The sequence below is a fragment of the Sphingopyxis sp. BSNA05 genome (genome assembly GCF_013265645.1).
Taxonomy (GTDB): domain Bacteria; phylum Pseudomonadota; class Alphaproteobacteria; order Sphingomonadales; family Sphingomonadaceae; genus Parasphingorhabdus.
Genome location: NZ_PYIA01000071.1, coordinates 30,432 through 43,541 on the forward strand (window position 1 = coordinate 30,432; position 13,110 = coordinate 43,541).

A 13,110-nucleotide genomic window follows, 5' to 3' on the forward strand; every position below is an offset into this window, starting at 1 on the left:
CATGGACGAACATGCTTCCAACTCTTCCAATATCGATCCCGCCACCGCGCCGGAACTCTCCCTGTCGCCCAGCTATAACCAGGGCCTGACGCCGCTCCACCCGCCGCAGAAAAGCCTGATCCGGGCCAATATGGTTCTGCGGGCGCTGATCCTCCTGATCCTCGCCTCGGTCGCCGAACTGCTGCTCTTCCTGCATCACGAGGTGCAGCCCGGCATGGTGCTGGTTCCAGCGGCAATCTTTGCCGTTCTGACGGTCGCCGTCCTGCCGAACCGCATCTACCGCCGCTGGGGCTATGATATGGGCGACGAGCAATTGCGGGTGCTCCGCGGCTATCTCTGGCGCACCGACACGATCGTCCCGTTCAACCGGATCCAGCATATCGATGTCGCGCAGGGCCCGTTGCAACGCTTCTTCGGCCTCTCGACCCTGATCGTGCACACCGCCGGAACGCATAACAGCATCGTCACCCTGCCCGGGCTGGCCACCGCGGACGCCGAGGATATGCGCGAGACGATCAAGGACCATATCCGCCAAGACATGATATGAACGAGGCCGCAGAAACACCGCCCGTGCAGGACAGCGCGCCGTTCCGGCATCTGCACCCGCTCAGTATCATCCTGAAATCCCTGTCGATGATCGGACGGAATATTGTCGCTATTGCCGTTCTCCACTTCAGCCTGTTCGACCAGAATATCGCCTACACCGGGCTGGCTGCATTCGCGCTGTTCGCGCTTGTTGGCGGCGTCACCGCCCTGATCTGGTCGCGCTTCACCTATCAGGTCACGGAACGCGAAATCCGAATCAAGAGCGGGCTGCTCAACCGCAACAACCGTTCCATTCCCTTCGACCGGATCCAGGATGTCAGCCTCGAACAGAAGCTGGCCCACCGCTTGCTGGGTCTCGCCACGGTCGCGCTCGAAACCGGCTCCGGCGGCGGCGAGGATGGCCAGCTTGATGCGCTTTCACGCCCGGAGGCCGAACTTCTGCGCGACACGATCCGCGACTATAAGGCCGGATTGGCACCCGGCCGCCTTGTCGGCGGTGAAAAAGCCGAGATAGCAGAACCACCTCCGTTATTTGCTATGGACAACCGCCGCATATTGATTGCCGGACTGTTCAATTTCTCCTTCGTCCTGCTCGCGATACTCGGCGCTCTCGCCCAGAATCTCGACTTTCTCCTGCCCGACGCTTCTTCGATCCCCGCCGATGGATCGACGCCATTCCTGAGCAGGAGACGATCAATGCCTTCACCTCGTGGATGCGGATCGGTGGCGCACTGATCGCCATAATCTCGCTCATTCTGGTCGGTGTGGTCAGCGGAATCGTCCGGACGTTTGTGCGCGAATATGGCTTTCGCCTTGACCGGGTCGACACCGGGCAGCCGGGATTGCGCCGGCGGCGCGGTCTTTTCACGTTGACCGACATGGTGATGCCGATCCACCGGGTACAGGCCGCGATATTGCAGACCGGTCCCGTTCGCGCGCGGTTCGGCTGGTATCATCTCAAGTTCACGTCGCTGGCAGGAGACGGGACCGGCGAGACCGACCATAGCGCAGCGCCCTGCGCGACGCTGTCGGAAATCGAACCGATCCTCGATGAATGCGCCATCCGCCCACCCGCTGCCGATCTGCTGTTCCACGGCGTCAATCCGGCTTTCTGGTGGCGCGATGCCATCATGGTCTTGCTGGTGCTCGCGATCGTCGCCACCGGCAACGGCCTGTTTGTCCATCCGGGGCTATACGCGATCATCCTGGTCGCCATTCCGGTCGGGCTGATTCAGTTGCTCAACTGGCGGCACCATCAATATGCCTTGCACGATGGCCAGCTATATGTCCGCACCGGTTGGTGGCGGCGGCGGCTGACCATCCTGCCGATCCGCAAGATCCAGAGCGTCGATGTCAGCCAGAGGCCGCTGGATCACCCGCTGCAACTCGCCACGCTCACCGTCGGCATCGCCGGGGGTTCGGCAATCGCACCGCTCAGAATCACCGCCATCGGCTTTCGCGAGGCTATGGACTTGCGCGATCGGCTGCTTCGCCTGCAAAATCAGACTTGACTATAGGCGTCGATTCTCCACGATAGTTTCCAGAGATATTATCAGGACAGTTTCGGAGAAAAATGATGCGCAGAACTAATTTGACCATGCTGGCACCGCTGGCGATGCTGGTCGCTGCGCCGGCCTATGCGCAAACGGATGACAAGCGGGCATCTTCCGCGCTGCATGAAATCATAGACAGCTATTGGGCTTATCAGCTGGAACAATATCCCGAATTTGCGTCTTCCCTCGGCGTAGACGATCCGGTGGGCCGCGTCAGCGACGCCAGTCTCGAGGCAGAGGACAGCCGCGTCGCAAAGGCAAAGGCCTGGCTCGCGCAACTGGACGCCATCGACACGACGACGCTGAGCGAAGATGACAAGACCAACCATGGCATATTGCGCCGGTCGCTCGCTGAACAAATCGAGGCGAACAGCTATGGCCAGCGCACCATCAATTTCACCAATCGCGGCGGCTGGCACCAGAATTTCGCCAGCATGCAGAACAATCTGCCGTTCCGCAACGCGCAGGATTACCGGACTTACATCAACCGCCTGAAGCAATATGCGCGGGTCAATGACCAGTCGATCACCGTCGCCAACCAGGCGCTCGCCGGCGGCTATGTCCAGCCCTGCGTGTCGATGGTCGGCTATGAGACCAGCATTTCCGGCCTGCTCACCGATGATGCGAAACAATCGCGATTCTATCAGCCCTTCACCCGCAAGCGGCCGGAGACAATCGACGAAACGACATTCGACAAGCTGGCCGCTGAAGCCGCCGGAACCATCACCAGCGTGATCAATCCGGCGGTCAAAAAGCATCTCTACTGGTATATGCAAGACTATGCCCCGAACTGCGCCAAGGCACCCGGCGTGTCGGCCCAGCCCGGTGGCGCGGAATATTATGATTTCCGTATCCGTCAGATGACGACCACCGAAAAGTCAGCCGACGAAATCCATAATATCGGCCTGAGCGAAGTGGCGCGAATCCGCGCCGAGATGGTCGAGATTGCCAAAGAAGCCGGCTATGACAGCCGCGAGGCCTTTATCGAGCATCTCCGCACCGATCCCCAATATTATGCCAAAACGCCGGAAGAGCTGATGAAAAAGGTCGCCCGCGTGACCAAGATGATCGATGGCAAAATGCCCTCGATCATCGGCAAGCTGGCGCGGTTGCCTTATGGCATCAAGGAAATCCCGGCCGAAACCGCGGAAGGTACGACCACCGCTTATTATAATCCCGGTTCGCCCGATGTCGGGATTGCCGGCTATTATTATGTCAACACGTCGAAGCTCGACCAGCGGCCTTTCTGGGAAATTCCGGCGCTGAGCGTGCACGAGGCAGTGCCCGGTCACCATCAGCAGATCGCGTTGCAGCAGGAACTCGATATGCCTGACTTCCGCAAACATGGTGCCTTTTCACCGCCTTTGTCGAAGGCTGGGGCCTCTATTCGGAACGGCTTGGTATCGAGATGGACCTTTACGACACGCCCGCCAAGAATATGGGACGGCTGTCCTATGAAATGTGGCGGGCCTGCCGGCTGGTCGTCGATACCGGCATTCACAGCAAGGGTTGGAGCAAGCAGCAAGCGATCGATTTCATGACCGACAATACCGCGCTTAGCGAGGCCAATATCGAGGCCGAGGTCAACCGCTATATCAGCTGGCCCGGCCAGGCTCTGGCCTATAAAATGGGCGAATTGAAAATCCGCGAGCTACGCCGCAAGGCCACCAGCGAACTGGGTGAGAAATTCGACTTGCGCGCCTTTCACGATGTCGTGCTCGGACAGGGCGCGGTGCCGCTCGATATGCTCGAGGCGCAGGTGAACCGGTGGATTGAAGCCCGGAAGGCTAGCTAATCATTCATCATCCGGTCCGGGGGTTTCATCCGCCCCCGGTGGCACGGCAAGATCATTGGTGGCTTCCAGCGCATCCGCATCCCTTGCATCAAGCCGTTCTCTGGCGGCCTCGGCAGCTGCTTCACGCGCTTCCCGCTGCGCTTCGATTTCCAGCAGGCGCTCTTCCACCGCGTCGGCTTCGGAATCGATCCGTGACAGGCGTTTCTGGCGTTCCTCCTCGATCAACTGGCCCCAGTTAACCGTGTCATCGATGCCTTTTTCGGCATAAGCCTGACGCAATAATTCCTGCGTACATCCGGTGAAACCGCCAGCACCGGTCGGCGAGCAGCTGCTGGTACCCGATGCGCCCACATATTCGTAGGACCTGACCCGCTCCGACCATGCCTGATTCTTCGCGTCACCCAGGCCGCCGCCTCTCAGCGTTTCGGGAATGCGATAGCGTTCGCCCTCGTCCTTGCGCGCGCAGACAACAATTTCTTCCTCGCTGCTCTGTGGACAGGGGTCGTCACCATAGATGACCAGCTGGTTGACGCGGTCTCCAGCCTGATCCTGGGCCTGGGCCGGAAAGGCGAGGAGGCCGGTGGCGGTCAGCGCAGCGGCGGAGATCAAAATTTTCTTCATCATATCGTTCCTTTGTCCACAGCGGCCTGAACCGGTGCTGAAGCGGGTTGCGCTTCCTAAATCCGTTTCGACAATCCTATCGCGACCCGGCATCCCAGCCGAATTGCCGCGCTCAGGACCGGATAGCCGGGCGTGTCTTCCGCTCCCGAAGCTATTGCCGTAGCCTTATGCTCCAATTCCTCTTCGCGAAACTCCGCAATCATACGGGTCAGTTCCGGTTCGCTTTCGGTTTCGAGCGCGTCCAGCTGTTCCCGATAATGCTGGTCAATTTCTGTTTCGACCGCAGCCGTACAGGCCATTGCCGCACGCGGCCCCATCGCTGCCGTGGTCGCGCCCAACGCATAGCCGGCAATCTTCCAGAAAGGCTGCAAGGCGGTAGGCCGAACGCCGCGCTCGGCGATCATCTGGTCAAAGGCATCGAGATGGCGCTGTTCCTGTTCCGCCATATGGTGGATTTCGCTACTTTGCGGCGCATGGTCGCCCATCACCGCCAGCTGGCCCTTGTAGATTTGCGCTGCGCCATATTCCCCGGCCTGATTGACCCGGATCATCGAGGCAATATCCGCTCTTGTTCGTCCCAATTTTGTCTCAGACATGGTCGGCATCCTTTCGCGGCCCGGCAAGCATCACCAAGATGAGAATGGCGCCGCTTATTGACAAGAGAAAATTGTAACCGGCCAGGGAAATGCCGAACAGCGACCAGGGCGCGACATCGCAGCGGACCAGCGGCGCATTCATGATCGAATCGAGCATATTGCCGCCCGCCGGAATATTGGTTGCGCAGGACGTAAGCCCTTCCCACCAGCCATATTCAACCCCCGCGTGAAAGCCGCCAATCAGTCCACTGACCATTATTGCGATCGCAGCGGCAAGGACCAACAGCCTTGATACGGGCCCGGAACGCAAGATCAGCGCCAAGAACGCCAGAATGATAGCGGCAAGATGCGGCCATCTTTGCCACATGCACATTTCGCAAGGATAGAGACCGAAGCCATATTGGCCAATCAGCGCACCACCGAGCAATGCTGCCGGAAGCAGAAGGGCCAGCCAGCCAGCGTTGCGGACGGATGCCACCGGACGACCCTAGTTTTTCGCGACCTGGGTTTTCTTGGCTGGCTTCTTGGCAGCTTTGTTCATCGCCATTTTCAGTCCATCGGGGCCAAGACGACCAATGGTCTGCAAGGCATAATGCAGCTGAAAATCCTCGACGCCCTGTTCCTTCAGCTCCTCGGCTGTCTGGGTGAAGCGCGGATCATCCTTGCTGTCTTCTTCCAGAACTTCGTCCTTCAGCTTGATCTCGTTGACCAGATGGCGTCGCAAGTCGGATTCCCGGAAACGCGGCCGGGTCTTGTAATCCGGGTCGGACAGTTGCGGTACATTGATGTCGGGTTCGATCCCGCCTTCCTGCACCGATTTTCCCGATGGCGTATAATAGCGCGCCGTGGTCAATCGCAGCGCACTTTCATTGGAAAGCGGCAGCAAGGTCTGCACCGAACCCTTGCCGAAACTGCGCTCGCCCATGACCAGGGCGCGGTGATGGTCCTGCAAGGCACCGGCGACGATCTCGGACGCCGAAGCGGAGCCGGCGTCGATCAGTACAATCACAGGCAAGCCGCCAGCGGCATCGCCGCTCTTGGCAAAATAGCGTTCAATGTCGGATTTTTCGCGTCCGCGCTGCGATACAATCTCGCCGCGCGAGAGGAATACGTCGGAGACGGACACGGCTTCATCGAGCAGTCCGCCCGGATTGGAGCGCAGGTCCAGCACGTAGCCGAGCGGCTTCTTGCCGAGCGACTGGTCGATACCGGCAATCGCGGCGGCGACATCGGCGCCGGTGTCATTGGAGAAGCTGTTGATGCTGATCACGCCGATCTGGTCCCGGACTTCCCAAGTGACCGGCTTCAGGTCGATGATCGCGCGTTTCATGGAGAGATCGAATGGCTTGTCGCGGCCGGGGCGGACGATCGTGATGGTGATCGGTTCGCCAGGCTTGCCGCGCATTTCCTCGACGGCTTCGTCCAGCGTGCCGCCGTAAATCAGTTCGCCATCGATATGGGTGATATAGTCGCCCGCTTTCACGCCTGCCTTGTCGGCCGGCGTATCCTTGAACGGTGCAATGACCTTCACCGCACCGTCTTCCAGCGTCACCGAAAGGCCAAGGCCGCCATAATTGCCGTCGGTCTGCGTCCGCAGATTTTCGAAATCTCGTGCGTCGAGAAAGCTGCTGTGCGGATCAAGACTGGCCAGCATGCCTTCGATGGCACCCTTGATCAGGTCGGCATCGTCAACCTGATCGACATAGTCATTCCGCACCCGGTCAAAGACGCTCATGAACTGTTCCATTTCGCGATAGGTATTCGCATCGACGGCCGAAATTGCAGAAGTTGTCGCGGGCAAAAGCGCAACGGTCAGCACAAGGGCGGCGGCTTGCAAAACGGGCTTTTTCATCAATAGTGTCCTGTCGGTCTAGATCGGCGCCAAATATAGGCTGGAATCGTCCGTAAAGCAAAGCAGCTTAACCAATAATGACGGAAGCATTCGACCAACGACGCTTTTCCAGTTCTTTTGACCTTTTTCAGCCGACCAGCGCGGCAATATCGATCGGCCGGCCATTGCGGCGCAGCTCGACGGTGACGGCGGGATCGTCGGTACCGGACCGTCCGACCGGAGCGCCTTGCACCACCCGGTCACCGACCGCGGCGCTGCTTGTCGCCATATTGGTGATCAGGCTGGTCCAGCCGCCATCATGCTCGATGATCAATATGTTGCCATAGCCCCGGTAGCGACCGGAATAGGCCACCCGCCCCGCTGCCGGCGCCACGATCTGCGCGCCGGGATCAACGGCAATGGTCAGGCCGCGAGAGCGATAGCCGCTGTCGGATATCTCGCCGAGTCCAGTGACAATTTCACCGATCACCGGCAAGCGATAGGCGCCGGCAACATCGCCATTCTGGGCGGACCGGTCAACCGGCGGCTCGCGTCCCTGCCCGGGTCGCAACAACGGACCGTCCAGATCGGCCAGAGATTCCCGGACCGCCCCGCTTTCGCGTATCCGGTCCATCAGATCCAATATGTCGCGCGCTTCCTCGCCAAGCGCCAGCGCCTGATCCTGCTCGATACCGGCATCATCGGAAAACCGCTGGGCCTCGATCCGCTCGCTGGCTTCCAGACTGGCCAGCTGCCGCCGCCTTTCGGTCAGGCGACGCTGGCTTTCATCCAGCGACACGATCGCACGGGCCGCCTGCAGCCGAAGCTGCTCACCCTGCCTGACCTCGTCGCGCAGGCTGGCAGTGCGCCGCTCGATTTCCGGCATCACCGCCGAGAGGATCGAACGCATGTAGATAAGTTCGTCGAGCGACCGCGGCTCAACCAGAGCGAGCGCGGTCGGCTTGCGGGTCATCATCTGCAGCGCCGCCGTCAGCCGGATCATCGGGCCCTGCTTTTCCGCCAGCCGGGCCCGCTGGCGCTGCTGAAGCTTCGTGACAATGGCGATACGTGTGCGGGCAGCCTTGATATCGGCTTCCGCCGACTGGATGCGGGCAGCGAGAGCAGCGGCTTCGGCAGCGAGCCGGTCGGCATCATTGCTGGCCGCTTCCGCCTGGCGCCGCAAGGCTTCACTGCGCTGGCGCGCGCGCTCGGATTGTTCGCGTGCGGTCAACAGGCTGCGCTGCTGTTCCGCAAGACTCGGACCGGGCGTCTGCGCAGAGAGCAGCGCCGCTCCTGCCGTGGCGAGGCCGAGAAAAGCAGACAGGGCCAGAAGGGAACGGATCATCATGGTCATCCTTCCCGGTGATAGGGATGACCGGCGATGATGGAGGTTGCCCGAAACAGCTGTTCCGCCAGCATCGCCCGCGCCATCATATGCGGCCAGGTTGCCTTGCCGAACGAGAAAAATGGTCAGCGCTGGCCCTTTCGTCCGCGCTCAAACCGTCTGCGGCGCCGATCAGGAAACGCGCCTCGCGCGCGCCATCATCGCGCCACGCCGACAGCAGATTGGCGAACTTCTTCGAGGTCCAGTTTTCACCGGTCTCATCCATGGCGATGATTCTGGTGCTACCTTGCAGCTTCGGCATCTTGCCACCCTGGTCGGGCAGTTCGCTGATCTTCACGTCCCAGCCGATCCGCTTCACATAGCGGTCGACGAGTTCCGCTTCCGGACTGCGGCCGATCTTGCCACGGGCGACGATATGCAGTCTCATCGCCCGGCTATATCAGGCTTCGGCGACTTCCGCCGCATCGCCTTCCTCGTCGACAGCCCACATCCGTTCCAGATTGTAGAAGCTGCGGACTTCCGGCCGGAACAGGTGCACGATGACATCACCGGCATCGATCAACACCCAGTCGGCATTGGCGAGGCCTTCGATTCGGGCGGTGCCGCCCGCCTGTTTGACGCGCTCGGCTAGCTTCTGGGCAATAGCCGCGACCTGTCTGGTCGAACGCCCTTCGGCGATCACCATATGGTCCGCAATATTGCTTTTGCCGGCCAGCGCTATGGAGACAACGTCCTGCGCCTGATCATCGTCGAGCGATTTCATGACAAGCGCGTGGAGCGCGTCTGATTCGGCCTTTCCTTCCTTGGAAGTGGCAGATTTCAGAGCTTTTACCTTCGGTTTCGTCAACTTAAATCCTAATCTTCTGGGCCAATCAGCCGGTGTGTCACCGCGTCGCGGACGCGGCGATCATCATATTGCTGATGCCAATGGGGCCGGGCCATCCGGATCGCGGTGGCCGAGCGTGGGTCGGGACGATAGCGCAGGAATGTCAGCGCCGGCGTACTCCAGTAGGTCCAGTTACGACGCTGGCGCGCGGGGTGGACGAAGCGCCGCAGCCAGGCCATTGCGGGAGCCGCAAAAGCATCGTCATCATAGCCGGGTCTCGAAATAACTGCAATCGGCAATAATCGGGCGATCTTTCGCCAGTCTTTCCAGCGATGGAATTGCGCGAGATTGTCGGCTCCCATGATCCATACAAACTGCCGCTTCGGATAACGCCGGACCAGTTTGCGCAGCGTATCATAAGTAAAGCGGGTGCCCAGATCCTGTTCGATGGCCGTCGGTTTGATCCTGCTGCGGCGCGCCATTTTCTGTGCCGAAGCCAGCCGCGCATGCAGCGGTGCCATGTCCTTGGCCCCTTCCTTCAGCGGATTGCCCGGCGAGACCAGCCACCAATATTCGTCCAGATCAAGTTCTTCTATGGCAAACAGGCTGATCGCGCGATGCGCGCCATGAGCCGGATTGAATGATCCGCCGAGCAGGCCGGTGGTTTTCACCGAATCATACTCAAGGACGTATCTGCCCGGTTCCGCGCACCACCCATTTATAGGTCGTCAGCCCTTCCAGCGCCACCGGACCGCGCGCGTGCAGCCGTCCGGTCGAAATGCCGATTTCCGCGCCCAGACCGAATTCGCCACCATCGGCAAACTGGCTCGATGCATTGTGCATGACGATCGCACTGTCGGCCCGCAGGATGAACCGTTCGGCCAGATCTTTATCTTCGGTGACAATCACATCGGTATGATGCGAGCCATGTTCGGCAATATGCGCCAGCGCCTCGTCGACTCCGTTCACCATCGCGACCGACAATATCGGAGCGAGATATTCGGTGTCCCAGTCCGTCGCCTCCGCCGAGACGATCCGCTCGTCCAGTTCAAGTATGCCATCGTCGCCGCGCAGCTCGCATCCGGCATCGAGCAGCGCCCGTACGAGGGGACCAGGTGCCGGATAATCCTGATCGATCAGCAATGTCTCCATCGCGCCGCAAATCCCGGTCCGCCGCATCTTCGCATTGACCGCGATCGCCAGCGCCTTGTCCGGATCGGCGTCCTTGCCGATATAGGTGTGACAGATGCCGTCGAGATGCGCGAGCACCGGCACCCGCGCCTCGTCCTGCACCCGTTTGACCAGCGACTTGCCGCCCCGCGGAATGATGATGTCGATCAGCCCGCTGGCTTTCAGCATCGCGCCCACCGCAGCGCGGTCGGTGGTCTGGACCAGCTGGATCGCGTCAGCGGGAAGGCCTGCTTCGACAACGCCTGCTGCCATAGCTTCAAAAATCGCGCCATTGCTGTGTATCGCTTCCGATCCGCCGCGCAGGATGACAGCGTTGCCCGACCGCAGCGTCAGGGCTGCCGCATCGGCGGTAACATTGGGGCGGCTTTCATATATGATTCCGATGACGCCCAGCGGTACCCGGACGCGTTCCATCACCAGGCCATTGGGCCGTTCGCTGCGGTCGATGACCTGTCCAACGGGATCTGGCAGATCGGCGACCTGCTCCACCGCTGCAGCAATGGCTTCGAGCCGTCCTTCGTCGATCATCAGCCGGTCAATCATGGAATCGCTCAGTTCGCGATCCCGCGCCTTTTCCACATCGCGCAGATTGGCAGCCAAAATGCTTTTCTTACTGGCACGCAAGTGCCGCGCGGCCGCTTTCAGGGCAGCAGATTTTTGTGCATCGCTCACGCCGGTCAGCATCGAGAATGCAGCGCGGGCCTTGTGGCCCATGTCGGTAATCAGTTGTGCAGGTTCTGTCATAAGCGGCTGCTAGCATGGTGGCGGCGGCAATTTAACCCATAATCGCTACAAGTTTGAGCAAGAAAATTTTGTCGTGGAACAACAATCGATTCTTCGGAATCGCTCTTCGCTCGGATAAATTATTCGGCAATCGCGCAATTCATCGCATGACACGTTCGACTCGTCACGAGTCACCCCGATGCGATTCGCCAGCTTCGCTACCCTCTGCTAGCGAATGATCGGGGATTACGAATAACAACGGCGGGTCATGCACAAACAAAACACCGGAAAAGGGTTAAGAGCCCGGCTGGATCATATGTTTACGGATCGCGAATTTTTCATGCGATCACACGGACAGGTCCGCTTTCTCACGATATCGGCCATATTGCAGAAACGTATATTCTATTCTGTCGCTGCGGCGCTGGCTTTCTGGCTCGTGGTCACGCTGGCAATGATGATCAATCAGCTTACCGTCAGCGGCGAACGCATGGCGCTCGCGCAGAAAGAGGCCGAGGTGAACAGCACCGAAAGCCGCGTCGCAAATTACAGGGCATCGATCGAAGACGTCGCCGCTGATCTGAAGCAGCGGCAGGATGTGCTCGATCAGATGACCGAGCAATTTGTCGGCGAACAGCCCGAAGCTGCTGAATCGGTGGAACAAAACAAACCGACGAACAATTGTCCGAAAATACCCGGAAGATCAGCGCGGCTTTTCCGGAAGCGGCCCATCTTGCCGAGCTTGAAGCGCGGCAGATCATGTTTGCCCGGCGCCTGACAATGGCGGCCATCCAACGCACCGAACAAGCGGCAGAGGCAATTCGCAAATTCGGCCTGAATCCCGAGAAGCTGAGCAAAACTCCATCGCCGCGATGGGCGGTCCGCTGATTCCCTTTTTCAAGAATCGCGATCAGCAACTGCATCCCACGCTGGAGCGGCTCAATCTTGCCCTGCAGCGGATGGATGCGCTGGAGCGGACCTTGATCGCAATACCGTCCGGCAAACCCTCCAGCACCGGAATGATATCAAGCAGCTACGGCTATCGCCGTGATCCGTTCACCGGCGGAAGCGCAATGCACAGCGGTATGGATTTCAAAGGCCCTCGCGGCTTGCCAATCCTGGCCGCAGCCGGTGGCAAAGTCACCCATGCAGGATGGAAGTCCGGCTATGGCAAGACCGTCGAAATCACCCATGGCAACGGTTTGATGACGCGCTATGCGCATTTATCACGGATTGGCGTGACCGCTGGCCAAAAGATTGAACAGGGACTACAATTGGGGGCTATGGGCAGCACGGGACGCTCGACCGGTACGCATCTCCATTTTGAGGTGCGTCTGAACGGACGTGCAATCAACCCCCGACCATTTTTAGAGGCGAATACAGATGTTCTCAAGATCAAAGCCATCGCACGACAGCGTGCCAACACCCCGAAGCGCAGCGAGTCAGGCACCAGCCGTGGCTAGAAGCAGTGGCAGCAGCGGATCGAGCTTCTCGATCATCGGTGACGGCATCGTCATCACCGGCAATATCGAATCGAAGGTCGATCTGCATATCGACGGCGAAGTGATCGGCGACGTCAAATGCCTGTCGCTGGTCCAGGGACCCTCGAGCAAGATCAAGGGTGCGATCGTTGCCCAGAATGCCAGCCTGTCCGGTGCGGTAGAAGGCTCGATTGATGCCGGCGATCTTGCCATCGCCTCCACGGCCCGCATTGGTGGCGACGTCACTTATGAAAATGTGACGATCGAGCAAGGCGGACATGTCGACGGCAAGTTCAAGCACCGCAGCAGCAAATCTCCCAATCTCGCCAAATCGACGGTGAACATGAACGAGATGGCGATCCCGCTGGAACTGACCCCTGGCGACAGGGCTGCCTGATTTCATCATTGTGGACGGGCGTTTGATCGGAAACGATCCCTGACGTTAATTTCTCGGTGCCTGCCTCCGGTAGCTGAGCGCTTCCGCCACATGGATTCGTCCGATGACTTCCGCCCCCGCCAGATCGGCAATGGTGCGAGATACGCGCAGGACCCTGGTATAACCGCGCGCGGTTAATCGCATCGCTTCCGCCGCCTGCCCGAGCAAA

14 protein-coding genes and 3 pseudogenes are annotated in these 13,110 nt (G+C 59.8%); 7 read left to right on the forward strand and 10 right to left on the reverse strand.

All coding sequences use genetic code 11. The features are described 5' to 3' along the window. The first annotated feature begins 1 nt into the window (after position 1). From C8024_RS07850 to C8024_RS07865, 4 genes and pseudogenes are all read left to right on the forward strand, one after another. Positions 2–547, forward strand: a complete 546-nt coding sequence (locus C8024_RS07850; RefSeq protein WP_254305701.1) for a PH domain-containing protein — start codon at positions 2–4, stop codon at positions 545–547. After that, positions 544–1,281, forward strand: coding sequence for a PH domain-containing protein (locus tag C8024_RS07855; protein WP_173203937.1), 738 nt, complete (start codon positions 544–546; stop codon positions 1,279–1,281). The genes C8024_RS07850 and C8024_RS07855 overlap by 4 nt, the downstream gene beginning before the upstream one ends. Beyond that, a complete protein-coding gene (locus tag C8024_RS07860; RefSeq protein WP_173203939.1) occupies positions 1,260–2,057 on the forward strand; it encodes a PH domain-containing protein in 798 nt (265 codons plus the stop codon). Before C8024_RS07855 ends, C8024_RS07860 begins: the two co-directional genes overlap by 22 nt. Before the next feature lie 104 nt (positions 2,058–2,161). Further along, positions 2,162–3,894 (forward strand): annotated as a pseudogene (locus tag C8024_RS07865) (DUF885 family protein). Here C8024_RS07865 and C8024_RS07870 read toward each other — a convergent pair. From C8024_RS07870 to C8024_RS07910, 9 genes and pseudogenes are all read right to left on the reverse strand, one after another. Next, positions 3,895–4,515: a hypothetical protein gene (locus C8024_RS07870; RefSeq protein WP_367947220.1), complete on the reverse strand. Its 621-nt coding sequence runs from the start codon at positions 4,513–4,515 to the stop codon at positions 3,895–3,897. A gap of 56 nt (positions 4,516–4,571) precedes the next feature. After that, positions 4,572–5,111: a demethoxyubiquinone hydroxylase family protein gene (locus tag C8024_RS07875; protein WP_254305702.1), complete on the reverse strand. Its 540-nt coding sequence runs from the start codon at positions 5,109–5,111 to the stop codon at positions 4,572–4,574. Beyond that, complete coding sequence (locus tag C8024_RS07880) at positions 5,104–5,589, reverse strand: disulfide bond formation protein B (protein ID WP_173203943.1); 486 nt, start codon at positions 5,587–5,589, stop codon at positions 5,104–5,106. Before C8024_RS07880 ends, C8024_RS07875 begins: the two co-directional genes overlap by 8 nt. A 9-nt stretch (positions 5,590–5,598) precedes the next feature. Further along, a complete protein-coding gene (locus C8024_RS07885) occupies positions 5,599–6,963 on the reverse strand; it encodes a S41 family peptidase (RefSeq protein ID WP_100093276.1) in 1,365 nt (454 codons plus the stop codon). A gap of 127 nt (positions 6,964–7,090) precedes the next feature. Further along, the gene (locus C8024_RS07890; RefSeq protein WP_254305703.1) at positions 7,091–8,287 is read right to left on the reverse strand and encodes a murein hydrolase activator EnvC; all 1,197 of its coding nucleotides are present in this window, start codon (positions 8,285–8,287) and stop codon (positions 7,091–7,093) included. A 5-nt stretch (positions 8,288–8,292) separates the two neighbouring features. Beyond that, positions 8,293–8,714, reverse strand: a pseudogene (locus C8024_RS07895) (23S rRNA (pseudouridine(1915)-N(3))-methyltransferase RlmH). A gap of 12 nt (positions 8,715–8,726) precedes the next feature. After that, a complete protein-coding gene (rsfS, locus tag C8024_RS07900) occupies positions 8,727–9,050 on the reverse strand; it encodes a ribosome silencing factor (RefSeq protein ID WP_100095454.1) in 324 nt (107 codons plus the stop codon). Positions 9,051–9,142: 92 nt separating this feature from the next. Then, positions 9,143–9,784: a nicotinate-nucleotide adenylyltransferase gene (locus C8024_RS07905; protein WP_100093274.1), complete on the reverse strand. Its 642-nt coding sequence runs from the start codon at positions 9,782–9,784 to the stop codon at positions 9,143–9,145. A gap of 10 nt (positions 9,785–9,794) precedes the next feature. Next, the gene (locus C8024_RS07910; RefSeq protein ID WP_173203947.1) at positions 9,795–11,048 is read right to left on the reverse strand and encodes a glutamate-5-semialdehyde dehydrogenase; all 1,254 of its coding nucleotides are present in this window, start codon (positions 11,046–11,048) and stop codon (positions 9,795–9,797) included. A gap of 247 nt (positions 11,049–11,295) precedes the next feature. Here C8024_RS07910 and C8024_RS21280 point away from each other — a divergent pair, with 247 nt between their 5' ends. The 3 genes from C8024_RS21280 (at position 11,296) to C8024_RS07920 (ending at position 12,902) form a co-directional block, all read left to right on the forward strand. Further along, positions 11,296–11,802, forward strand: a complete 507-nt coding sequence (locus C8024_RS21280; protein WP_254305704.1) for a hypothetical protein — start codon at positions 11,296–11,298, stop codon at positions 11,800–11,802. 94 nt (positions 11,803–11,896) lie between these two features. Then, positions 11,897–12,487 carry a M23 family metallopeptidase gene (locus tag C8024_RS21285; protein WP_254305705.1) on the forward strand — a complete coding sequence of 197 codons (591 nt, stop codon included), beginning with the start codon at positions 11,897–11,899 and terminating at the stop codon, positions 12,485–12,487. Beyond that, positions 12,480–12,902, forward strand: a complete 423-nt coding sequence (locus C8024_RS07920) for a polymer-forming cytoskeletal protein (protein ID WP_367947221.1) — start codon at positions 12,480–12,482, stop codon at positions 12,900–12,902. The genes C8024_RS21285 and C8024_RS07920 overlap by 8 nt, the downstream gene beginning before the upstream one ends. A 45-nt stretch (positions 12,903–12,947) precedes the next feature. Here the strand turns inward: C8024_RS07920 and C8024_RS07925 are convergent. Further along, positions 12,948–13,110 (reverse strand): annotated as a pseudogene (locus tag C8024_RS07925) (ATP-binding protein); the annotation flags it as partial.